This is a genomic window from Streptomyces sp. Wb2n-11 (assembly GCF_001049855.1).
GTDB lineage: Bacteria > Actinomycetota > Actinomycetes > Streptomycetales > Streptomycetaceae > Streptomyces > Streptomyces altiplanensis.
Map to the genome: position 1 here is coordinate 1,807,501 of NZ_CVPB01000001.1, position 23,138 is coordinate 1,830,638.

General features: G+C 68.6%; 16 protein-coding genes (1 of these 16 running past the window's edge). 7 read left to right on the plus strand and 9 right to left on the minus strand.

The annotated features are described in order from the left end of the window. From BN1555_RS07930 to thyX, 3 genes are all read right to left on the minus strand, one after another. Positions 1–1,583 carry the 5' portion of a ribonuclease J gene (locus BN1555_RS07930; RefSeq protein ID WP_093798710.1) on the minus strand. 103 nt of this gene lie to the left of the window's left edge, so only the first 1,583 of its 1,686 coding nucleotides appear in the window; the start codon lies at positions 1,581–1,583; its stop codon lies off the left edge, out of view. Positions 1,584–1,696: 113 nt separating this feature from the next. Next, a complete protein-coding gene (gene dapA, locus BN1555_RS07935) occupies positions 1,697–2,602 on the minus strand; it encodes a 4-hydroxy-tetrahydrodipicolinate synthase (RefSeq protein ID WP_093798711.1) in 906 nt (301 codons plus the stop codon). Positions 2,603–2,810: 208 nt separating this feature from the next. Next, positions 2,811–3,551: an FAD-dependent thymidylate synthase gene (gene thyX / locus BN1555_RS07940; protein ID WP_176709993.1), complete on the minus strand. Its 741-nt coding sequence runs from the start codon at positions 3,549–3,551 to the stop codon at positions 2,811–2,813. A 188-nt stretch (positions 3,552–3,739) separates the two neighbouring features. On the opposite strand from thyX, the gene BN1555_RS07945 reads away from it, so the two are divergent. After that, complete coding sequence (locus BN1555_RS07945) at positions 3,740–3,979, plus strand: hypothetical protein (protein WP_069926579.1); 240 nt, start codon at positions 3,740–3,742, stop codon at positions 3,977–3,979. A 95-nt stretch (positions 3,980–4,074) separates the two neighbouring features. Then, a complete protein-coding gene (locus BN1555_RS07950) occupies positions 4,075–4,641 on the plus strand; it encodes a hypothetical protein (RefSeq protein WP_093798713.1) in 567 nt (188 codons plus the stop codon). Positions 4,642–4,702: 61 nt separating this feature from the next. Here the strand turns inward: BN1555_RS07950 and BN1555_RS07955 are convergent, their stop codons facing one another. The 6 genes from BN1555_RS07955 to eccD form a co-directional block, all read right to left on the minus strand. Then, positions 4,703–5,149 carry a tetratricopeptide repeat protein gene (locus BN1555_RS07955; RefSeq protein ID WP_093798714.1) on the minus strand — a complete coding sequence of 149 codons (447 nt, stop codon included), beginning with the start codon at positions 5,147–5,149 and terminating at the stop codon, positions 4,703–4,705. A 16-nt stretch (positions 5,150–5,165) separates the two neighbouring features. Beyond that, positions 5,166–5,918 (minus strand): 4-hydroxy-tetrahydrodipicolinate reductase, encoded by a 753-nt coding sequence (gene dapB / locus BN1555_RS07960; RefSeq protein WP_093798715.1) that lies wholly within the window; start codon positions 5,916–5,918, stop codon positions 5,166–5,168. A gap of 22 nt (positions 5,919–5,940) precedes the next feature. After that, positions 5,941–7,320: a M16 family metallopeptidase gene (locus BN1555_RS07965; protein WP_093798716.1), complete on the minus strand. Its 1,380-nt coding sequence runs from the start codon at positions 7,318–7,320 to the stop codon at positions 5,941–5,943. Further along, positions 7,317–9,539, minus strand: a complete 2,223-nt coding sequence (locus tag BN1555_RS07970) for a polyribonucleotide nucleotidyltransferase (protein ID WP_093798717.1) — start codon at positions 9,537–9,539, stop codon at positions 7,317–7,319. The genes BN1555_RS07965 and BN1555_RS07970 overlap by 4 nt, the downstream gene beginning before the upstream one ends. Before the next feature lie 283 nt (positions 9,540–9,822). Continuing rightward, entirely contained in the window at positions 9,823–10,113 is a 291-nt protein-coding gene (gene rpsO, locus BN1555_RS07975) for a 30S ribosomal protein S15 (protein WP_018551846.1), read from the minus strand. 184 nt (positions 10,114–10,297) lie between these two features. Beyond that, the gene (eccD, locus tag BN1555_RS07980; RefSeq protein WP_093798718.1) at positions 10,298–11,755 is read right to left on the minus strand and encodes a type VII secretion integral membrane protein EccD; all 1,458 of its coding nucleotides are present in this window, start codon (positions 11,753–11,755) and stop codon (positions 10,298–10,300) included. A gap of 256 nt (positions 11,756–12,011) precedes the next feature. Here eccD and eccCa point away from each other — a divergent pair, with 256 nt between their 5' ends. The 5 genes from eccCa (at position 12,012) to BN1555_RS08005 (ending at position 23,113) form a co-directional block, all read left to right on the plus strand. Next, the gene (gene eccCa / locus BN1555_RS07985) at positions 12,012–15,956 is read left to right on the plus strand and encodes a type VII secretion protein EccCa (RefSeq protein ID WP_093798719.1); all 3,945 of its coding nucleotides are present in this window, start codon (positions 12,012–12,014) and stop codon (positions 15,954–15,956) included. A gap of 151 nt (positions 15,957–16,107) precedes the next feature. Then, the gene (locus BN1555_RS07990; protein WP_093798720.1) at positions 16,108–16,458 is read left to right on the plus strand and encodes a hypothetical protein; all 351 of its coding nucleotides are present in this window, start codon (positions 16,108–16,110) and stop codon (positions 16,456–16,458) included. 706 nt (positions 16,459–17,164) lie between these two features. Further along, positions 17,165–17,335 carry a hypothetical protein gene (locus BN1555_RS40225; RefSeq protein ID WP_255305933.1) on the plus strand — a complete coding sequence of 57 codons (171 nt, stop codon included), beginning with the start codon at positions 17,165–17,167 and terminating at the stop codon, positions 17,333–17,335. Between the two features lie 164 nt (positions 17,336–17,499). Then, complete coding sequence (locus BN1555_RS41290; protein WP_304364557.1) at positions 17,500–22,047, plus strand: toxin glutamine deamidase domain-containing protein; 4,548 nt, start codon at positions 17,500–17,502, stop codon at positions 22,045–22,047. A 64-nt stretch (positions 22,048–22,111) separates the two neighbouring features. Next, positions 22,112–23,113, plus strand: coding sequence for a hypothetical protein (locus BN1555_RS08005; protein WP_255305934.1), 1,002 nt, complete (start codon positions 22,112–22,114; stop codon positions 23,111–23,113). Positions 23,114–23,138: the final 25 nt, after the last annotated feature.

Below are 23,138 nucleotides of genomic sequence, written 5' to 3' on the forward strand. Positions count from 1 at the left end.
TCGAGGACACCGTCCTGGGCCGACTTCGCGATGGCTTCTTCCATCCGCGGGACGACGGCTGCGAAGGCCGAGTCGTCGATACCGGAACCGCGGGCGTGGATGTTCGGGCCTCCCACGACCTTGCCGGTGGCGGTGTCGACCACGACGAAGACGGAGATGAAGCCCTCCTCGCCGAGGATGCGGCGGTCCTTGAGGTGGGTCTCGGTGACATCGCCGACCGAGAGGCCGTCGACGTACACGTAGCCGGCCTGGACCTTGCCGACGATCTTCGCGCGGCCGTCGATCAGGTCGACCACCACGCCGTCCTCGGCGATGACGATGTGGTCCTTGGGGACACCCGTCAATGCGCCGAGCTCGGCGTTGGCGCGCAGATGGCGCCATTCGCCGTGGACCGGCATCAGGTTCTTCGGCTTGCAGATGTTGTAGAAGTACAGCAGCTCACCGGCCGAGGCGTGGCCCGAGACATGGACCTTGGCGTTGCCCTTGTGGATGACATTGGCGCCCCAGCGGGTGAGGCCGTTGATCACGCGGTAGACCGCGTTCTCGTTGCCCGGGATCAGGGAGGACGCCAGGATCACCGTGTCGCCCTGGACGATGCGGATCTGGTGGTCACGGTTGGCCATGCGGGAGAGCGCGGCCATCGGCTCGCCCTGAGAGCCGGTGCAGACGAGGACGACCTCGTGGTCGGGGAGGTCGTCGAGGGTTTTCACGTCGACGACCAGGCCTGCCGGAACCTTGAGGTAGCCCAGGTCCCGGGCGATGCCCATGTTCCTGACCATCGACCGGCCGACGAAGGCCACGCGGCGGCCGTACTCGTGGGCGGCGTCGAGGATCTGCTGGATGCGGTGCACGTGGCTGGCGAAGCTGGCCACGATGATGCGCTTCTGGGCGTTCGCGAAGACCGTGCGCAGGACGTTCGAGATGTCGCGCTCGGGCGGGACGAAGCCCGGGACCTCGGCGTTCGTCGAGTCGGAGAGGAGGAGGTCGATGCCCTCCTCGCCGAGCTTGGCGAACTTCGGGAGGTCGGTGAGGCGGCGGTCCAGCGGGAGCTGGTCCATCTTGAAGTCGCCGGTGTGGACGACCATGCCCGCCGGGGTGCGGATGGCGACGGCCAGCGCGTCCGGAATCGAGTGGTTGACCGCCACGAACTCACAGTCGAAGGGGCCGACGCGCTCGCGGTGGCCCTCCGTGACCTCGAGGGTGTACGGGCGGATGCGGTGCTCCTGGAGCTTCGCCTCGATCAGGGCGAGGGTCAGCTTGGAGCCGATCAGCGGGATGTCCGGCTTCAGGCGGAGCAGGAAGGGGACGCCGCCGATGTGGTCCTCGTGGCCGTGCGTGAGCACGATGCCTTCGATGTCGTCGAGGCGGTCCTTGATGGACGTGAAGTCCGGCAGGATCAGGTCGATGCCGGGCTGCTCCTCCTCGGGGAAGAGCACACCGCAGTCGACGATGAGCAGGCGGCCGCCGTACTCGAAGACCGTCATGTTGCGGCCGATCTCGCCGAGACCGCCGAGCGGGGTGACGCGCAGGCCGCCCTTCGGAAGCCTGGGAGGCGTACCGAGTTCAGGATGCGGATGACTCAAAAGACTCTCCTCACCACACACGCCACGTACCGCTGAGGCACGTGGCGCGCATGACATTCGTGCACTTGCTGTTGTTTGCGGGGTTCCTGCTTGTTCAGTTGTGAAGTCTGTGGCTAGAGCGAGAGCTGTACGCCGCCTGCTGCGAGGTCCCGCTTGAGCTGCGTCTCTTCGTCCGGCGTGAGCTCCACCATGGGAAGGCGCAGCGGGCCTGCGGGCAGGCCCTGGAGGGCGAGGGCGGCCTTGGTGGTGATGACGCCCTGGGTGCGGAACATGCCGGTGTAGACCGGGAGCAGCCGCTGGTGGATCTCGGTCGCCTTGCGGACGTCGCCGGCCAGGTGGGCCTCGAGGAGGGCGCGCAGCTCGGGCGTGACCACGTGGCCGACGACCGAGACGAAGCCGACCGCTCCGACGGAGAGGAGGGGCAGGTTCAGCATGTCGTCGCCGGAGTACCAGGCGAGGCCGCTCTGGGCGATGGCCCAGCTGGCGCGGCCGAGGTCGCCCTTGGCGTCCTTGTTGGCGACGATCCGCGGGTGCTCGGCGAGGCGGACGAGCGTCTCGGTGTTGATCGGGACACCGCTGCGGCCCGGAATGTCGTAGAGCATCACCGGGAGCCCGGTGGCGTCGGCGATGGCCGTGAAGTGCCTGAGCAGGCCCTCCTGCGGGGGCTTGTTGTAGTACGGCGTCACGGCGAGGAGGCCGTGGGCGCCGGTCTGCTCGGCGGCGCGGGCGAGCTCGAGGCTGTGGCGGGTGTCGTTCGTGCCGACTCCGGCGACGACGTGGGCCCGGTCTCCTACGGCTTCCAGTACCGCCCGTACGAGGTCGTTTTTCTCCGCGTCGCTGGTGGTCGGGGACTCGCCGGTGGTGCCGTTGACGATCAGCCCGTCGTTGCCGGCGTCCACGAGGTGGGCGGCAAGGCGCTGGGCGCCGTCGAGGTCGAGTGCGCCGTCCGCCGTGAAGGGCGTGACCATGGCGGTGAGGACCCGCCCGAAGGGGGTCTGCGAAGTGGAGATCGGAGCCATGGGTAACACGCTACTCGCTGCTCAACGCGTGGTGTCCCCTCGGGGGAGGTGAGACATGCGGGAAGAGAGGGAACCCGGCACTGCCTGCTCGGGGGTTCAAGCAGTGCCGGGTCCGTTTGATCAGCCTAGATGAAATTCTCGAAGTGCGGCAATACGGACACTTCGGACGATGGATCCGTATGCTTGCGTCCGGGCCGGTGTGCAGACCCTACGGTGCGACGCGTCCGTTGTTGTTGAAGGCCGCATAGGTGAGGGGCATGAGCCTGGCCCAGTGGGCCTCCATCTGCTCTCCCACCATCTCGATCTCGCGCTGCGGGAAGGAAGGAACCTTCGCGAGCTCGTGCTGGGTGCGCAGGCCGAGGAAGTGCATCAGCGAGCGGGCGTTGCACGTGGCGTACATCGAGGAGTAGAGGCCGACGGGGAGCACCGCGCGGGCGACCTCACGGGCCACTCCCGCGGCGAGCATCTCCTGGTAGGCCTCGTACGCCTGGCGGTAGGAGCCCTCCATGGCGCGGGTCGTGAGCTCCTGCTGCTCCGGGGTGCCCTCGACGAACTCGTACTTGCCGGGACGGCCCTGCTGGACCAGCTTGCGGGACTCGCCGGGGACGTAGAAGACCGGTTCCAGCTCCCTGTAGCGGCCGGACTCCTCGTTGTACGACCAGCCGACGCGGTGACGCATGAACTCGCGGAAGACGAAGATCGGGGCGCTGATGAAGAAGGTCATCGAATTGTGCTCGAAGGGGCTGCCGTGGCGGTCCCGCATCAAGTAATTGATGAGCCCCTTGGAACGCTCGGGATCCTTGCTGAGCTCCTCCAGGGACTGCTCGCCGGCGGTCGAGACACGCGCGGCCCACAGCACGTCGGAGTCACTGGCGGTGTGCTTGACCAGGTCGACCGTGACGTCACTCCGGAAGTCGGGTTTGGCGGTCTCATGGGGGGTGGGGGGCACCGGCGGTCCTTCCATGTACGTCTCTGGGGCGCCCCACACTCTACGGGCCGGGGCCCGCTCCCCCCGGCGGCACCCGGGGGACATTGTTCGGCCGATTCAGGGAAATCGGGCACCAAGCGACAACTTTGTACGTCTGTCCCTGTAGTAGCCCTGGTACCAGATCAAGAATCCAAAGGAGTGAGCGCCCCATGTTGCGCCGGCGAGAGTCCGTCCCCTTCGCATTCGTTGCCGAGGCCGACCGATTCCGCAGTAACGTCACCCCTCCGCCCCCGGAGCGTCCGAGCGTGTCCCAGGTCGTGGGACGTACGCTCATCGGTCTCACCGTCGTCGCCGGACTGGTGGGATCGCTGCTCTTCGGCGTTCCCGCGCTCGATCCCGCGCAGGCTCCGGCCGCGACGCAGAAGTCCGAAGCCGCTGACGGGCGCTGACTCGTCCGGCCCCCCTGGGGTAGCCCGGCGAAGACCTCCTCGGTAGCCTCACCGGGCACAGCCCAATCGAGCGTGCTGGTGAGTGAGGATCAGTCGTGCCCCTGCCTTTCCTGACGGCCGACCGTGCTTTCGAAGCGCCCGGTGAGACTTCCGACGATGTCGCACTGCCCTTCGACGACCACGATCAATGGCGCCGCCCCTACCGCCCCGGACCGTGGCGCGTGGGGGCGGCGGCCCTGTTGCTGCTGCTGGCGTCGTTCATCCTGCTGGCGGCCATGATCATCGTCTTCACCGGTGCGGTGCCGGAAGCCGGCGTCTGTCTGGGCCTTGCCGTGGTGCTGATCGCCTGCGCCCTTCGGCTGCTGCGTGTCGGCGCCTGGGTCAGCCGGCGCGGCCTGCGGCGTGTGCGCTTCCTGGTGACGACCACGGTGCCGTGGGACCGGGCGACGGCCGTGCGTACGGTCCAGCAGCCGGTGCGATGGCTCGGGCTGCCGCGCACGGTGCAGGGACAGGCGCTCGTACTCGTGCAGCAGGGTGGGGGGCAGCTGCAGCTGCTCACCGACCACAACGCGGACTTCCTGTTCCGGGTGGAGGCCTTCGACCGGGCGGCCGACACGGTCGAGGCCTGGGGCGACGAGTACCGGCCCGTGTCGTCCATGTGATGCGGCAGGGCACGGGAAAGGGGGCGTCCGGACGGACGCCCCCTTTCCCGTGCCCCTCCGTTCAGGCCGCTTCGCCTTCGTGGAGGGCGATCGCTTTCTGCATCGCCTTGCGGGCGCGCGGGGTGTCCCGCGCGTCGTGGTAGGCGATCGCCAGGCGGAACCAGGAGCGCCAGTCGTCCGGGGCGTCCTCGGTCTCCGCGCGGCGCCGGGCGAAGACCTCGTCGGCGGAGTCGCGGTCGATGCGGCCGCCGGGCGTACGTACCAGCTCGTCGACGGGCAGGCCGCCCTCGGCCTCCAGCTTCGCGGAGAGCACGTCCGCCTTGCGGGCGAACCGGGTGGTGTGCCAGAGGAACCAGAGGCCGATGGCCGGGAGGATCAGCACCGCGATGCCGAAGGCGACGGTGAGGGTGGTGCCTTCCCGGACGAGGAAGTATCCGCGGCTGCCGGCCAGGACGAAGTAGACGACCAGGACGGCGGCGAGGACGAAGTACGTGATCTTTGCGCGCATGGCTGTTGTTCTGCCGTCAGTTCAGGTCGAGGAAGTTTTCCAGGCCGAAGGTGAGGCCCGGAGCGGTCACCACGCGGCGCGCGCCGAGCAGGATGCCCGGCATGAAGCTGCTGTGGTGGAGAGAGTCGTGGCGGATCGTCAGGGTCTCGCCCTCGCCGCCCAGGAGGACTTCCTGGTGGGCGAGGAGGCCGCGGAGGCGGATGGCGTGCACGGGTACGCCGTCCACGTTCGCGCCCCGGGCGCCGTCGAGCGCCGTGGTCGTGGCGTCGGGCTGGGGGGCGCTGCCGGCCTCGGCGCGCGCCGAGGCGATGAGCTGGGCGGTGCGCGTGGCGGTGCCCGAGGGGGCGTCGGCCTTGTTCGGGTGGTGCAGCTCGACGACCTCGACGGATTCGAAGTACGGGGCCGCCTGCTGGGCGAACTTCATGGTGAGGACGGCGCCGATGGAGAAGTTGGGCGCGATGAGCACGCCCGTCTCCGGGGAGGCGTCGAGCCAGGAGCGCAGCTGCGCGAGGCGTTCGTCGGTCCAGCCGGTGGTGCCGACGACGGCGTGCATGCCGTGGCGTACGCAGAAGTCGAGGTTGTCCATCACCGATGCGGGGGTGGTCAGCTCGACGACGACCTGGGCGCCGGCTTCGGCGAGGGCTTCGAGCTTGTCGCCCCGGCCCAGCGCCGCCACCAGTTCCATGTCGTCCGCGGCCTCGACGGCCCGTACGGCCTCGGAGCCGATACGGCCCTTGGCACCGAGGACGGCCACGCGCAGCTTGCTCATGCTTGCTTCTTTCTGGAGGGCTCTAGGCGACTGATGCGTGCAGGCGGTCGGCCTGCCTGTCCTTCAGCGGGCCGATGACCGACAGCGAGGGCCGGTGGCCCAGGACGTCGGCGGCCACGGCCCGTACCTCGTCGGGGGTGACTGCCGCCATCTTGGCGAGCATGTCGTCGACGGAGATGTGGTCCCCCCAGGCCAGCTCGCTCTTGCCGATGCGGTTCATGAGCGCGCCGGTGTCCTCCAGGCCGAGGACCGTGGAGCCGGAGAGCTGGCCGACGGCGCGGGCGATCTCCTCGTCGGGCAGGCCGTCGGCGGCGACCTTCTCGAGCTCGTCGCGGCAGATCTTGAGTACGTCGTGGACCTGGGCGGGCCGGCAGCCGGCGTAGACGCCGAAGAGTCCGCAGTCGGCGAAGCTCGACGTGTACGAGTACACGCTGTAGGCCAGGCCGCGCTTCTCCCGTACCTCCTGGAAGAGGCGTGACGACATTCCGCCGCCGAGGGCCGTGTTCAGCACGCCGAGCGCCCAGCGGCGCTCGTCGGTGCGGGCCAGGCCCGGCATGCCGAGGACGACGTGCGCCTGCTCGGTCTTGCGGTTCAGGTGCTCGACGCGGCCCGCCGTGCGGATGACGCGGGAGCCGTCGCGCGGGGCGAGCGGGACCGCGTCCGTGCGGGACAGGGCGCCTGCGCGTTCGAAGGCCTTGCGGACCTGGCGTACGACCGTGGCGTGGTCCACGTTGCCCGCGGCCGCGACGACGAGGTGCGTCGGGTCGTAGTGCTTCTTGTAGAAGCGGCGGATACGGTCCGCGGACAGCGCCTCGACGGTGTCGACGGTGCCGAGGACCGGGCGGCCCAGCGGGGTGTCGCCGAACATCGTCTTGGCGAACAGGTCGTGGACGACGTCGCCCGGGTCGTCCTCGGTCATCGCGATCTCTTCGAGGATGACGCCGCGCTCGGCGTCGACGTCCTCGGCCTCGATGAGGGAGCCCGTCAGCATGTCGCAGACGATGTCGATGGCGAGGGGGAGGTCGGTGTCCAGTACGCGTGCGTAGTAGCACGTGTACTCCTTCGCGGTGAAGGCGTTCATCTCGCCGCCGACCGCGTCGATGGCGGAGGAGATGTCGAGGGCACTGCGCTTCCCGGTGCCCTTGAAGAGGAGGTGCTCCAGGTAGTGGGTCGCACCGTTCAGCGAGGGCGTCTCGTCGCGCGAGCCGACGTGCGCCCAGATGCCGAAGGTGGCGGAGCGGACGGAGGGAAGGGTCTCGGTGACGATGCGCAGGCCGCCGGGGAGGGTGGTCCTGCGGACGGTGCCGATGCCGTCCTTGCCCTTGAGCAGTGTTTGGGTACGGGCGACGGCCCGCCCCTCCGAAGAGGTGCGGGCCGTCGTCACGGAACTACGGGATGTCACTGGTCGGCGTCGGCCTTCTGGTCGGCGTCGGTGCCCTCTTCGCCCTCGATCACGGGGACGAGGGAGAGCTTGCCGCGGGAGTCGATCTCGGCGATCTCGACCTGGACCTTCTGGCCCACGCCGAGGACGTCCTCGACGTTCTCCACGCGCTTGCCACCGGCGAGCTTGCGGATCTGCGAGATGTGCAGCAGACCGTCCTTGCCGGGCATCAGGGAGACGAAGGCACCGAAGGTGGTGGTCTTGACGACCGTACCCAGGTAGCGCTCGCCGACCTCCGGCATGGTCGGGTTCGCGATCGCGTTGATCGTCGCGCGGGCCGCCTCGGCCTGCGAGCCGACCTGGGCACCGATGTAGATGGTGCCGTCGTCCTCGATCGTGATGTCCGCGCCGGTGTCCTCCTGGATCTGGTTGATCATCTTGCCCTTGGGGCCGATGACCTCGCCGATCTTGTCCACGGGGATCTTGACGGTGATGATCCGCGGGGCGTTGGGGGACATCTCGTCCGGCGTGTCGATCGCTTCCATCATCACGTCGAGGATGTGGAGGCGGGCGTCGCGGGCCTGCTTGAGGGCCGCGGCCAGGACGGAGGCCGGGATGCCGTCCAGCTTGGTGTCGAGCTGGAGGGCGGTGACGAATTCCTTCGTACCGGCGACCTTGAAGTCCATGTCGCCGAACGCGTCCTCGGCGCCGAGGATGTCGGTGAGGGCGACGTAGTGCGTCTTGCCGTCGATCTCCTGCGAGATCAGGCCCATGGCGATGCCGGCGACGGGGGCCTTGAGCGGCACACCGGCGTTCAGCAGCGACATGGTGGAGGCGCAGACCGAGCCCATGGACGTCGAGCCGTTGGAGCCGAGGGCCTCGGACACCTGGCGGATCGCGTACGGGAACTCCTCGCGCGTCGGCAGCACCGGCACGATGGCGCGCTCGGCGAGCGCGCCGTGGCCGATCTCGCGGCGCTTGGGCGAGCCCACGCGGCCGGTCTCACCGACGGAGTACGGCGGGAAGTTGTAGTTGTGCATGTAGCGCTTGCGGGTCACCGGGGAGAGGGTGTCCAGCTGCTGCTCCATGCGGAGCATGTTGAGGGTGGTGACGCCCAGGATCTGGGTCTCGCCACGCTCGAACAGCGCCGAGCCGTGCACGCGCGGGATGGCCTCGACCTCGGCGGCGAGCGTACGGATGTCCGTGACGCCGCGGCCGTCGATGCGGACCTTGTCCTTGATGACGCGCTCGCGGACCAGGTGCTTGGTCAGCGCGCGGTACGCACCGGAGATCTCCTTCTCGCGGCCCTCGAACTGCGGGAGCAGCTTCTCGGCGGCGATCTCCTTGATGCGGTCGAGCTCGCTCTCGCGCTCCTGCTTGCCGGCGATGGTGAGCGCCTGCGTGAGCTCGGACTTGACGGCGGCGGTCAGCGCCTCCAGTACGTCGTCCTGGTAGTCGAGGAAGACCGGGAACTCGCCGGTGGGCTTGGCGGCCTTGGCGGCGAGGTCCGACTGGGCCTTGCAGAGGACCTTGATGAACGGCTTCGCGGCCTCGAGACCGGCGGCGACGATCTCCTCGGTCGGGGCGTCGGCGCCGTCCTTGACGAGCTGGATCGTCTTCTCGGTGGCCTCGGCCTCGACCATCATGATCGCGACGTCGCCGTCCTCCAGGACGCGGCCCGCGACGACCATGTCGAAGACGGCGTCCTCGAGCTCGGTGTGCGTCGGGAAGGCGACCCACTGGCCCTTGATCAGGGCGACGCGGGTGGCGCCGATCGGGCCGGAGAAGGGCAGGCCCGCCAGGATGGTGGAGCAGGAGGCGGCGTTGATCGCGACCACGTCGTACAGGTGGTCGGGGTTGAGCGCCATGATCGTCTCGACGATCTGGATCTCGTTGCGCAGGCCCTTCTTGAAGGAGGGGCGCAGCGGGCGGTCGATCAGGCGGCAGGTGAGGATCGCGTCCTCGGAGGGCCGGCCCTCACGACGGAAGAAGGAGCCGGGGATCTTGCCGGCTGCGTACATCCGCTCCTCGACGTCCACCGTGAGGGGGAAGAAGTCGAGCTGGTCCTTGGGCTTCTTGGAGGCGGTGGTGGCCGACATCACCATGGTGTCGTCGTCCAGGTACGCCACGGCGGAGCCGGCGGCCTGCTTGGCCAGGCGGCCCGTCTCGAAGCGGATGGTGCGGGTGCCGAAGGAACCGTTGTCAATGACGGCCTCGGCGTAGTGGGTCTCGTTCTCCACTAGCGTTATCTCCGATACTTTTCGTCTTTCGTCCCCTGCGCCCGTGTGGCGCTGGGACGGTGGCGGAGAAGCGCTTCCGGCTGCGGGCCGGTCTTCGATCGAAGACCCCGGTGTCGATGTGCTCCGGGGGCCACTACCGAGGACCGGCGGCGGGGAAGCCGCTTCTCGCTCGTTCTGTCTTCTGTTGTACGACCAGACTACTGAGCGTCCGGCAGGTCTCGCACGTACAGCAAAGGGAGCGGTCCCCTAGAAGTGGGGTACCGCTCCCTTCACGACGTCCGGCTTACTTGGCGCCGCCGGCCGCGCCACGGCGGATGCCGAGGCGGTCGACCAGGGCACGGAAACGCTGGATGTCCTTCTTGGCCAGGTACTGCAGCAGGCGGCGGCGCTGGCCGACCAGGATCAGCAGACCACGACGGGAGTGGTGGTCGTGCTTGTGCGTCTTGAGGTGCTCGGTCAGGTCCGAGATGCGGCGCGAAAGCATGGCGACCTGGACCTCGGGGGAGCCGGTGTCGCCTTCCTTCTGAGCGAACTCGGTCATGATCTGCTTCTTCGTAGCGGCGTCGAGCGGCACGCGTACTCCTCTTGGTCTTCGTAGTGCCACCGAGTGCCCCAGGTCGAATTCTCTGGGGAGCTTCCGTTACTCGGGAGGCGGGGATCCGCTGGGCGCAGCCTCCGGGGATACGGGGCGCATACACAAACGGCCTCCACGCAGCTTAGCAGCAGATGCGAGTGCCCCTGACGGCGTGCCTCCGGAGTCAGACGCCGCCGCGGACCTTGGCGTACACGTCGAGGACCGCGAGGCAGATCGGAATCAGGGAGAGCAGCACCAGCGAGTCCGCGAGGTCCAGCATGCGGCCCCAGAAGGGTGTGAGGCCCTTCTTCGGCACGATCAGGCCGATCGCGATCAGGAGCAGCGCGCCGGCCGCGACCGAGGCGCCGAGCCACAGAGTCCGTACGTCGATGCCGGCGGAGTTGCCCAGCGCCAGGTCCTTGATGATCTCCAGCGGCGGTGAGATCGCGAGGCCGAGGATCAGGAGGCCGGTCGTGAGGACGCCGGCCACCAGCAGGCAGGTGACCTGGGCGGTGTAGCGGAACAGGCGCGCCCGCAGCATCGCGGCCAGCGCGGTGACCAGGGCCATCAGCTGGGCCCAGCCGCTGTCACTGAAGCCGAGTACGGCGCCGCCCGCGCCGAGGATGACGACGGCGCAGCCGCCGACGAGGCCGAGCAGCAGTTCGTGGCCGCGGCTGGTCTGGGCGGCGATGCGCTGGACGTCGACGGCTTCGAGGCTGCCCTCCTGGCCTTCGCGACGGGCGCGGGCCAGGTCTTCGGGGTTGCGGAAACCGATCGGGAGCCTGGCGAAGCGGGCCGACCAGCCCGGCAGGAAGCCGACGACCGCCAGTGCGACGACCGAGGTGACGGCCGCGATCTCGCGGGGCTGCGCCTCGGTGAGCACTCCGCCGAAGGCGGCGAGGGTGCCGATCGCGGCGGCCAGCGCGGCGGCGACGAACGGGGCGTCTCCCTGCGGCAGCAGCATGATCAGTACGACGGAGAAGATCAGCACGGCGACGCAGCCGACCAGGAACTGCAGCCTGCCGGGGCCTTCGCCCGCGTCCTGCGGAAGGATGCCGGAGCCCGCGATGAGCGCGTGCGGCAGTGCGGCGATGCCCAGCGCGACGGCCGAGGCCCGGTCGTCGTACACCCGGCCGCGTACGCCCGCGAGTGCCGTCAGCACCAGCGCGACCACACCGGCGACGATGCCCTGGAGGCCGTGCATGTCGTGCCGGAGCGGGTCCGCGAACCAGAACACGAAGCCGAGCATCGCCAGCAGCAGTACGCCGGAGACGAGGCCGGCGACTCGCATCAGGTTGTCGTTCCAGCTGCGGAGGTCCTGCTTGACGGCGGAGGCGACCGCGTCGACCACGTCGTCATGGACCGCCGGCGGCAGCGAGTCGGCGAACGTGCGCAGCAGCAGCACCTCGCCGTCCCTGACCCTGTGCTCGAGCAATGAACGGCTCGCGTCCAATACATGACCGTCGCGGCGTACGAGGTGATAGCCGGCGAGGCTGCCGTCCGTCTGGGCCATTCCGGAGAGTCTGACGATCTCCGGATAGATGTCCTGGATCGGCAGGTCCTCCGGCAGCGCCACATCGATACGGCTGTCCGGCGCTGCGACGGTGACCCGGCAGAAACCTGTCGATGTGCCCGTGCTCACCTGGTAGTTCCCCCTGCTAGACAAGGCTTTTTACGTCGCTCGTACGACGCGGAGCGCAACCCTATCGTCCAGTGCGGGGGGCGTAGTTGCCGCCTCCCGCATTCCTCCCCGGATTCCCCGGCATCTCCACGCTCCTGCCTCCCGGCGGTCTCATACGTGACAGTAGGATCAGCGGCTGTGCGTGCCCGCTCTTCGGGCCGGGGGTCCGGGCGTTGTACCCGGAGAGACACAGCAATCGCGAAGGATGAGTGCATCGGTGAGCGTCGTCATCATCAAACGGCAGCCGCGGATCCAGCCGCCTGCTGTCCCGGACGGCGAAGTGAAGCTGGAGACGCCGCCCGAGATTCCGCGGGAGGGCGACGACGGTGTGCTGATGACCCTGCTGCCGATGATGGGCATGCTGGGTTCCGTCGGCTTCTTCTTCATGCCGAACCTGCCCTCTTACATGCGGGTGGTGGGCGGACTGATGCTCGCCTCGACCCTCGCCATGGCCATCGCCCAGTTCGCCAAGTCCCGGCAGGGCGGTGGCGCGGGGATGGCCCAGGACCGGCGCGACTACTTCCGCTATCTCGAACAGGTCCGCAAGGACGTGCACAAGACCGCGGACCTCCAACGGCGCACCCAGCTCTTCCAGCACCCGGACCCGGACCAGCTGTGGGCACTGGCCGCGGACGGCAAGCGGCTGTGGGAACGGCGCCCGGCCGACGCCGACTTCGCTTCCGTACGCATGGGGCTCGGCACCCAGCAACTGAGCACTCCGCTGGTCGCACCGGAGACCGCGCCCAAGGAGGAGCTGGAGCCGCTGACCGCGGCGGCCATGAAGGCCTTCCTCGACGCGCACGGCAGCCTGGCCGACCTGCCCGTCTCCGTCTCGCTGCGCGCCTTCTACCACGTGGCGCTCGCCGGGGACAGTGACACCGTCTACGGCAACGCCCGCGCGGCCATCGCCCAGCTGGCCACGCTGCACTCCCCCGAAGACCTGATGGTCGCCGTGGTCGCGCACCCGTCCGCCGCCGCGGACTGGGACTGGATCAAGTGGCTGCCGCACAGCCAGCACCCGAAGGCGAAGGACGGCGCGGGCTCGGCCCGGTTGCTCTTCGACGACCTCGGTGAGCTGGAGGAGGCGCTGGAGGACCAGCTGGCCGACCGGCCGCGCTGGAACCGTGACGCGAACCCCGTCTACGACCAGCCGCACCTGATCGTGGTGCTCGACGGCGGCACCGTACCGCCGGACTCCGGTCTCGCCGGCGCGGAAGGGCTTCAGGGCGTCACGTTCCTGGAGGTCGCCCCCGGGGAGCTGGAGGACGAGCTGCGGGGCAACCTGACGGCGTATCTGAAGCCGGACAGGCTCCAGCTGTACGTCGGTCACGACTCGGCGTACAGCGGCAAGCCGGACGTGCTGAGTCTGGCGCAGGCGGAGTCGCTGGCGCGGCAGCTCGCCGCCTTCCGAGTCGGTACGGCGGAAGAGGGCGAGCCCCTGCTGTCCAACCTCGACTTCACGGACCTCATGGGCATCGGCGACGCCGGTTCGGTCGACGTCTCGCGCACCTGGCGTCCGCGCACGCTGCACGAGCGGCTGCGCGTACCGATCGGTGTCGGTGAGAACGGCGAGCCGGTCATGCTCGACCTCAAGGAGGCCTCGCAGGAGGGCATGGGCCCGCACGGCCTGTGTGTCGGAGCGACCGGTTCCGGCAAGTCCGAGGTGCTGCGCACGCTCGTGCTCGGTCTCGCGGTGACGCACTCCTCGGAGACGCTGAACTTCATCCTCGCGGACTTCAAGGGCGGTGCGACCTTCGCCGGCATGGTGGACATGCCGCACACCGCGGCCGTCATCACCAACCTCGCGGACGACCTCACGCTCGTCGACCGCATGCGCGACTCGATCATGGGTGAGATGCAGCGCCGCCAGGAGCTGCTGCGCACGGCGGGCAACTACGCCAACATCCACGACTACGAGAAGGCGCGGGCGGCCGGTGCCGCGCTCGAGCCGCTGGCCTCGCTGGTGATCGTCCTCGACGAGTTCTCCGAACTGCTCACGGCGAAGCCCGACTTCATCGACATGTTCATCCAGATCGGCCGCATCGGCCGTTCGCTGGGTGTGCACCTGCTGCTCGCCTCGCAGCGCCTGGAGGAGGGCAAGCTGCGCGGTCTGGACACGTACCTGTCGTACCGGATCGGTCTGCGTACGTTCTCCGCCGCCGAGTCGCGTACGGCGATCGGCGTCCCGGACGCCTACCACCTGCCGTCCATTCCCGGTTCCGGCTACCTGCGGTACGACACCGACACCATGGTCCGCTTCAAGGCGGCGTACGTGTCGGGCGCGTACCACGGCGAGGGTCCGTCGCGGGTGCACCGCTCCACGCAGCTGAGGCCCACGCTGTTCACGGCACAGCACGTGGCGCTGCCCCCGCAGCCCGTCGTCGAGGAGCCGGAGGCCGACGACCGGGTGGACGACGCCCTTGCCGACACCGTCCTGGACGTCATCGTCTCCAAGATGGAGAACCAGGGGCCGCCCGCCCACCAGGTGTGGCTGCCGCCGCTGGAGGAGGCGCCTTCGCTGGAGCAGCTGCTGCCCGCGCTGGCCGTCACGCCGGAGCGCGGTCTGACCGCGCCGGAGTACACCGCGCTCGGCCGGCTCAACGTGCCGGTGGGCCTGGTGGACAAGCCGTTCGAGCAGCGGCGCGACGTGCTGTACCGGGACTTCGCGGGCGGGGCCGGTCACGGTCTGTTCGTGGGGGGTCCGCAGTCCGGCAAGTCGACTCTGCTGCGTACGCTCATCTCGTCGTTCGCGTTCACCCACACCCCGAGTGAAGTGCAGTTCTACTGCCTGGACTTCGGCGGTGGAGGTCTGATCGCGATGGAGGACCTGGCGCACGTCGGCGGGGTCGCAAACCGGCTCGACGGCGAGAAGGTCCGCCGTACGGTCAGCGAGGTCGAGGGCATCCTCAACGCGCGCGAGGAGTACTTCCGCGCGAACAACATCGACTCGATCCAGACGTACCGGCAGCGCCGGGCGGCAGGGCTGCTGCCCGACCAGCCGTGGGGCGACGTCTTCCTCGTCATCGACGGCTGGGCGACGTTCAAGACGGACTACGAGATGCTCGAGGCGTCCATCACCGACATGGCGATGCGCGGTCTCGGCTTCGGTGTGCACGTGATCCTGACGGCGAGCCGCTACACCGAGGTGCGGCCCGCGCTCAAGGACATGCTGCAGAACCGCATCGAGCTGCGGCTCGGTGACCCGACCGAGTCGGAGATCGACCGCAAGGTGGCGCAGAACGTGCCCGCCTCGGTGCCCGGCCGGGGTCTGAGCACGGACAAGCTGCACTTCATGACGGCGCTGCCGCGGGTCGACGGCTCTTCGGAGACGGAGGACCTGGCGGAGGCCACGGCCGTGCTCATCCGGGGCATCAACGAGAACTGGCAGGGCAGCCCGGCTCCGACCGTGCGGCTGCTGCCGAGGATCCTGGAGGCGGACCGGCTGCCGAAGGGGTTCGAGCACCCGGAGCGCGGTGTCGCCTTCGGTATCGACGAGTCGGCGCTCGCGCCGGTGTTCATCGACTTCGAGACGGACCCGCACTTCATCGTGTTCGGTGAAAGCGAGTCCGGAAAGTCGGCGGTGCTGCGGCTGCTCATCAAGCAGATCACGGAGCGCTACACGCCGGAGCAGGCGAAGATCGTCATGGGTGACTACCGGCGTGCGCACCTGGAGGCCGTACCGGAGACGCACCTGTCGCGCTACTGCGCGTCGGCGCCGGCGCTGACGGAGACGCTGGAGGGGCTCGCCGGATCGCTCGGCCGCCGTATGCCGGGGCCGGACGTCACGCCGGAGCAGCTGAGGAACCGCAGCTGGTACAACAGCCCGGACGCGTACGTCATCATCGACGACTACGACCTGGTGGCGACCGGCATGAACCCGCTGTCACCGCTGGTGGAGTACCTGCCGTACGCCCGTGACGTGGGCCTGCACGTCATCATCGCGCGCTCGTCGGGCGGCGCGAGCCGGTCGCTGTACGAGCCGGTGATGCAGCGTCTGCGGGAGCTCGGGGCGCAGGGTCTGGTGCTGTCCGGCGACCGGTCGGAGGGCGCGCTGCTCGGCAACATCACGGCGTCCCAGCTGCCGCCGGGCCGTGGGTACTTCCACACGCGCCGGCGCAGCGGGCAGATGGTGCAGACGGGCTGGCTGCCGTCCAGGTTCTGACCTCCGCGGCTGTACGCGTGTGCGGATGAGGGGCGGCGCCCGGTGGGGCACCGCCCCTCACGCGTTCCCCTGGAAGGGGCGTGGCCCGGGCGTTAGGCTGACGCTGCGACAGGCGGGGCGAGTACAGGGGGCATTTGTGGCGTTGGGCGGGATGAGGGCCGATGCGTCGATCCTCAAGGACGAGGGCTTCCACATGTTCGAGGTGGGCCAGGACTTCTCCAAGGCCGCGAAGGCCCTCTTCGACGGGCTGAACAGCCTCGAGAAGGAGTCGGGCAAGACGCCGCCGTGGGGCGACGACGAGATGGGCGAGTACTTCGGTGTCGTCTACGAAGGTCTGCGCGACGGCATGAAGGAATCGATGCCGAGCCTCGCGCAGCGGATCGCGGGCATGGGCGTCAAGTTCACCGCGATGGGCGTGCGGCACGAGAAGCACGAGCTCGAAGAGGACGCGAAGTACGTGGCCCTCACGGCCAAGGTCGACTCCGGCCCGGCGCCGAGGTGAGCGGCTTCGACGTGGTCTGACGTGACGCCGGTGAGCGGTCCGCGCAGGGCGCCCTGGTCCGGCCGAACCAGGGCTCTCGGGTCTGCCTGGTCTGCCTGGTCTGCCTGGTCTGCCTGGGGCAGGGTTGCCGCAGGAACGCTCCGAAGTCGCACTGGTGAGGGTGTTGTACGCGGGTGCTGGGCTCGGGCGGGAAAGCGCCGCCTCGGGCCGGGTCGCCCGCACAGCGACCGGTGACTGGTGACCGGCGACTGGTGACCGGTGACCGGTGACCGGCTGGGCCCGTACCCGGCTGTGGGGCAGCCAGAACGCTCGACGCGTGATGCCGGGGTGAACCACCCCACGAAAGCGCCGTGCCGGCTGCGCCGTCTCGCAGCCCTGCGCCGTCGGGCGACGGAGCACCTCGGAGATCGACTGGCACCAGGTCTGCCGGGCCGGTGAGTCCCACGTAAGGCAACGCGAGTCAGGCAAGGACACCCATGACCTCGGAGACCCCCGCCCCGGGCCGGCAAGTCCCTCCCACCACCCCCGAGCAGGCTCTCGAAATCGTCCGCAGCCGCTACGCGCGGCCCAGACTGCCGGACGGCACACCTGCTCCCCTGCACGTCCACGAATTCGACATCGGCTACCTGGTGTACGCGACCTTCCCCCGACCACCGGTACGGCGGGCCGCCTCCAGCCTTCCCCGCCCGGTGGCGGCAAGATCGTGGTGTCCAAAGACACCGGTGAGACCGCGACCGTCCCCAACTACCCCACCGACAAGGCCATCGCCCTCTACCGCCGACAGCACCAGCCGGACGCGCAAGGGGCCGGACGCGCAAGGGGCCGGGCGCGCAAGGGGCCGGGCGCCGCCGCTGCGGCACGCAGCAGAGCCTGCTGATGGGACAAGGCCGTATTCGCAGCGGGGTTGTGACAGGAGCAGCCTTAAGCAATGTAGGTGATGGTCAGTAAGCTCTGGGCACGGCTGTACTTCGTGTGATTCTCCTGTCGTTGGGGGGCGTTGTGCGGCGGGTTGTCTGACCGGGGGTGTGGCGCGCTGTGGCGATGATGTTGCCGGACGAGCTCGAGTGGGTCCTGCAGATGCTCGGCTACAACTGGCCGACGGCGAACGAGGACCTGCTGCGGGAATCCGCCGTGTTGTGGCGCAAGTTCGGTGACGACGCCCAGAAGCTGCGGGTGCGGGCGGACACCAGCGCGGGAACGGTGGTCGCGCACAACGAGGGCGAGTCGATCGACAAGTTCAGAGCCCACTACAAGAAGTTCTCCGACGGCCAGGACGGCTACCTCGCCAACGCCGCCGAGGCCGCCTACATCATCGCCAACACCTTCGAAGCCGCCGCCTATCTGGTGGAGTTCGCGAAGTACGCGGTCATCGTCCAGCTGATCGCGCTGGCCGTCCAGATCGCCGCCGCGGCCGCCGCCTCGGTCGTCACCTTCGGCCTGTCCGCCGCCGCCGGCATGGCCGCCACCCAGGTCACCCGTCTCGCCGTACGACGTATCCTCGACGCGCTCAAAGACGCGCTGATGGAAGCCATCATCGAGGCGATGAAGGAGCCGGCCGTCTCCGCCGTCCAGGCGATGGTCACCGACCTGGTCACGCAGTCCGTCAACGTCGGCTTCGGCACCCAGGAGGGTTTCGACCTCGGCAAGACGGTCAAGGCGGGCGCCCAGGGCGGCTGGGAGGCCATCAAGCAGACTCCCCAGACCCTCGCCGAGGGCTTGCGTGACGGCCTGGGCAAGAAGGCCGGCAGCAGCATCCGCGACGGCATCGACAGTGGCTACAACAACAGCATGGACGCCTACAACAACCGCAACAATCCCACCACGGGCAGTGGTGACGGCGGTGACGGCGACAGCTCGGGAAGTGGCAGCTCGGGGAGTGCCAGTTCCTCCTCCGACAGCTCGAACTCCTCGACCTCCGCGAACTCAAGCGCGTCCAACTCGTCGGGGACAGCGAGTTCCTCGAGTTCATCCAACTCGTCGAACTCGTCCGGCACCTCGGGCTCCTCCAACAACTCCTCCAGCTCTTCCGGTTCGGACTCGTCGACGACCTCACCTTCGAACACGAACACGGGCAACACGAACATCGGCGGTGGCATATCCGCCGACGGTGACGGTCCGGCGGCTTACAGCGCCCCCGACCTCGCAGGTCCGCCCAGTACCGACACCGGCACGGGAAGCGGCACCCCGGACTCCTCGCCCGGCGCCCCGGACTCCGGGCAGAATCCTTCCTCCTCGAACTCGCCCTCCCGGCCGACGCTGTCGGACTTCGACGACCCCGCCCCCGGCAACACACCGCCCTCTCCCTCCCCCGCCCCGGACACCGGCGGCAGTACGCCCGGCACCGGTGACACCCGCGGCGGCTCCTTCTCCGGCGGCCTCTCCGCACCCACCCCGCAATCGGCCCCCACACCGACGGGCGGCGGCACATCGTCCTCCACCCCCAGCGGCGGCGGGATCAGCACCTCCATCGACAGCCTCGCCGCCAGCATCCCCACCCAGTCCAACGCCGCCCCCACCCCCACCACGGCGGACCCCTCGACCGCGGGCCCCCGCCCGGACGGCAACTCCTCGATGCCGACCTCGCCCGCGCCGACCTCGCCCGCGCCGACCTCCACGGCGGACGGCGCGGCGGGCGCACGCACCGGCACGAGCACCACCCCGGGCGGCTCCCCGTCCAGTACGAGCCCCACCAGCCCCAACCCCTCCCAGAACACGCCCAGGACTCCCACCACCACCCCGGGCATCCCCAACCCCACCGCAACGGGCCCCGCCCCCACCCCGAGCCCGACACCGTCGACGCCACCCCGCACGCCGACACCGTCGGCTGACGTCCGCACCCCGGGGACGCCGGAGACCCGTACCCCCAACCCGAACCAGCCCGCACCAGGGGCCACACCGGGCCGCACGCCGAACCCCAGCACGCCCAGCTCCACGCCCACCTTCACCCCCGGGGCAGTCACCACGCCCAGCAGCGGCACACCGGGGTCGGCAGACACCCGCACGCCCCCCACGAACACGAACCCGGCCTCGACCACGCCCCACACGAGCCACCCCGAACCAACCACTCCGAGCCAGGACCCGAGGCAGCCGGCTCCGACCAGGACCGCGCAGTCGCCCGCCGGCACTCCAGCGGCGACGCCGAGCCCGAACGCCTCGGACTCCCCTGCTCCCGGCCGCACACCCGACAGGGCACCGACGCCGAACAACAGCGCCCCCAGCACTCCCAGCGCTCCGAACACTCCCAACACCCCGAACCAGCCCGGAGCCACCCCCGGCCCCACCCCCGGCAACAAGCCGCAACAGCCGGGATCGCAGCCCCACACGCCGCAGAACACCCACCCGAGCCCGGCGCACACACCAAACACGCCAGACACACCGAACCAGCAGCAACCGCAGGTGACGGTGGTCCCCATCCACACCGTGACTCCCGCCCCCAACGGTCACACCGCCCAGCCCACCCCCCAGGCCCCCCACACCACTCCGCCCACCCAGCAACAGGGCCAGGACAACACCACCAAGCCCACCACCCCCACGCCCGCATCCGCCACCCGCAACACCACACCCCCCGGCGGCGTCACCGACCCCACCCGCGCGGAACAGGACGCCCTCGACAACTCCGTCCCCCGAGACGAGAACGGCGACCCCACCCGCCCACCGGACCCCCAGGACGGCCCCTGGGTCCAGAACATCAACGGCACCGGACCCGACACACCCGGCCGCAACAACAACTGCGTCGACGTAGCCCTGTCCACCGTCGACACCTACGCCGGCAACCCCACGGCAGCCGCCGCCCGCACCCCCGACGCCGACGCCGACGGCAACCCCTCCGACCGCGGCGAAAAGGGCGGCCGCGACCGCATAGAGAACACCCTCGGCGCCCGCTTCAGCGACCTCGGCAACGGCCCCGACGCCTTCAACCGCCTGGAGAACACCCTCCGCAACAGCGGCCACGGCTCCCAGGCCGTGATCATCACGCAGGACGCCAACGGCCGCGCCCACGCCTGGAACGCCGTCAACCACAACGGTCGCATCACCTACATCGACGCCCAGACCGGACGGACCAGCCCCGACCCCCTGCACAGCGGAAACAACGGGGTCTTCGCGATCCCCCTGGACGCCAACCGACAGCCGGTGTCCCCGAGCACGGGCGATCACTCCCGGCCAGACTCGGAGCGGCCCGACCGCCGCGTCCCTGAGACGGGCGGCAACGCTGATCGTCGACCCCCCGAAGACCCCGCGGGCCCTAATCCGGCCTCCGACCCCAAGGACCCGGACCAGCGGCCCTACACCGACCCCAAAGACCGGGGTACCAGCGACACCGTGCAACAAGGCCACGATGTCACCCGTGATGGCCCGGAGAAGGATACGTCGCGCACTCTGGACAACGAAGGGACGCATTCGCGCGAGTACGGTCTCGAGCCCGACGCCCGCCAGCGAGAACTGCGGAGCAACAGAGACGTCCATCGCATAGAACTGGACCGGGTGCACGACAACCTTGACCGATGGGCCGGGTCCGGTCATCTGGCCAGTGTCCTCCAGGCGACGGCTGGTGCATCGTCGCATCCCGATGACTCCAACCGACCCCGCAGTTTCACCAGGTCGCAGCTCAGTGAGCGGCTTCCTGGGTTCGATCGGCTCTCTCCCGGAGAACAGCAAGCCGTCGTAGCATCACTCGCCCGGCTCAGCCTTTCCTTCCACCGGCAGCATGGTGTGGGCAACAACCCGGAACACATCAAGGAGCCGTACCGGCAGCCCGGAGAGCCAGATCCGGGCCCGAAAACTCCGGACAGGAACGCAAAGAAAGCCACCGGATCTCTTGGGGTAAAACTTCACCAGAAGTTCGGGAAAAACTTCGTCAAGCAACTCATCAAAGACCGCGCCAAGGAAGGAAACGAACTGAGCCAGACGCAGGCGGCAACAGCGCGGAGGCACAGTCCGGACTTCTCGGACAAAAACTTCGCGGTGCTTGAGGTACAGGGCACTGCTCCAGACAACGAAGTGATATACGTCGTGGACTCCTCCGTACCTGCGAATGAAAGCGGTGTCACTCCCCGGCATTCAGAGAAACACCTTCTTGAATGGCTCAAACGGGCGGACGCCGACGGGACGAAGTACACACCGCTGGGACTCTATACGGAGCGCGAGCCCTGCGGTGAAGGTCAAGGGCATGCTAAGTGCTCCGATACGTTGCAGGACCAGCAACTCGGAAAGATACCGATCAACTACAGCGCCACCTATCGGACTGATCCTCAAGGTCCGATGGATCGCGATGCCGTGACTGATCAACGGGACGATCAACTCGATTCCTGGTCCGACCGCCCCGTCCAGGAAGTGAAGGAAGAACTCGAGCGGCGCCTTCGAGAGAAGTACGTCCCACACTCCGACAGGCTTCCTAAGAAATTGGATCTTGTGAATAACATGAGCGAGAGTCAGGCAAGGGAGGCGCTTGCGACGGCAATCACCAACGAGTACAAGAAGATCCGGGACGAGACGAGAACTCACAAGGAGCAGGCCATGGCGGCGGAGATGACCCGACACGTAGATGTCCTGCGACGCACCTGGGACAAAGTCCTGCCCCAGTTGATTTGAGCCGTACAAGCCGTCAAGGGAGCTGAGAATCCGCCCCGCCGACCTGCAAACTAGGCTAGCCACCATGCCAGACAGCATCGAGTCCCTTGTACGGGATCTGACGTCCGACGATCGCGCCGTCCGCACAGCGGCTCAAGACGCCCTTGTCGCTCTAGGGCCTGTGGCGGTCGAGCATGTTCTGCCGCTCCTTGATGACCGACGGGCCTCCGGCGGAGACTCGGAAGGCATCGCTTTCTTCCGGCGCGCATCGCACAGCACAGTTCCGCACCTTCAGGAGATTCGGCGCAGAGGCCCGGGCTCCTTGCGCAGGCCGGCTCTTCGAGCACTTCTTGAGGTGGGAGGGGAAGACGGCCTCGACTCCAGAGATCGTCAGGTCATCGAACGGCTCGTGCGGATCAAGTTGCTGAGCGAGAAGCAGGATCGGGTGACCCTGCCTCGGGAAACTCGATGGCTGGCCTTCCCAGCGGATGAGCTCGAAGGCGCCGTCGGTGCACTAGGGCTCCACGACCTCCGGCCCGCCACCTCAGTCATGGGCGTCGCAGCGACCACCGTCGCCAAGGATTCTATCGAGACCGAGGCTCCGGACGGTAGACGAGTCGACGCATTCCGGGTATTTATCACACCTGAATTCAAGGGGTGGCGGCTGGTCTACGGTGATTCTTTTCTGGACGCAGTGGGCGGACCAGAATTGGCGGAGAAAATCAGCGAGCGTTGCGGCGAGGGCCACTTCTACAACATCGACACGTATCACAACGCCAATGTCTGGTGGATCGCGAGGAAGGGTCGGGTCGTGCGTGGACACAGCACATACGCCGACTCCGAATGGGTGGGAGACCCACTACCCTTCGAGCTCACCTACATCGAAGCCGACGCGGATGACCCATTTCTCGATCCTGATCTCGTCGAGAGGTACTCAGAAGGTGTCACCGATCCAGACATGGTGGCACTGAAGCTCTCTGTCGAACCCGGTCGGATGCGCCCGGCGGCGATGCGAGGCCACGGCTGGTTGGCCACCACGCACCCCGCGGTGCCAAACCGCCTGTTCCAGGGCGCTCTGCCCATCTGACAGCAATGTTCAGTCGCTGATCCGA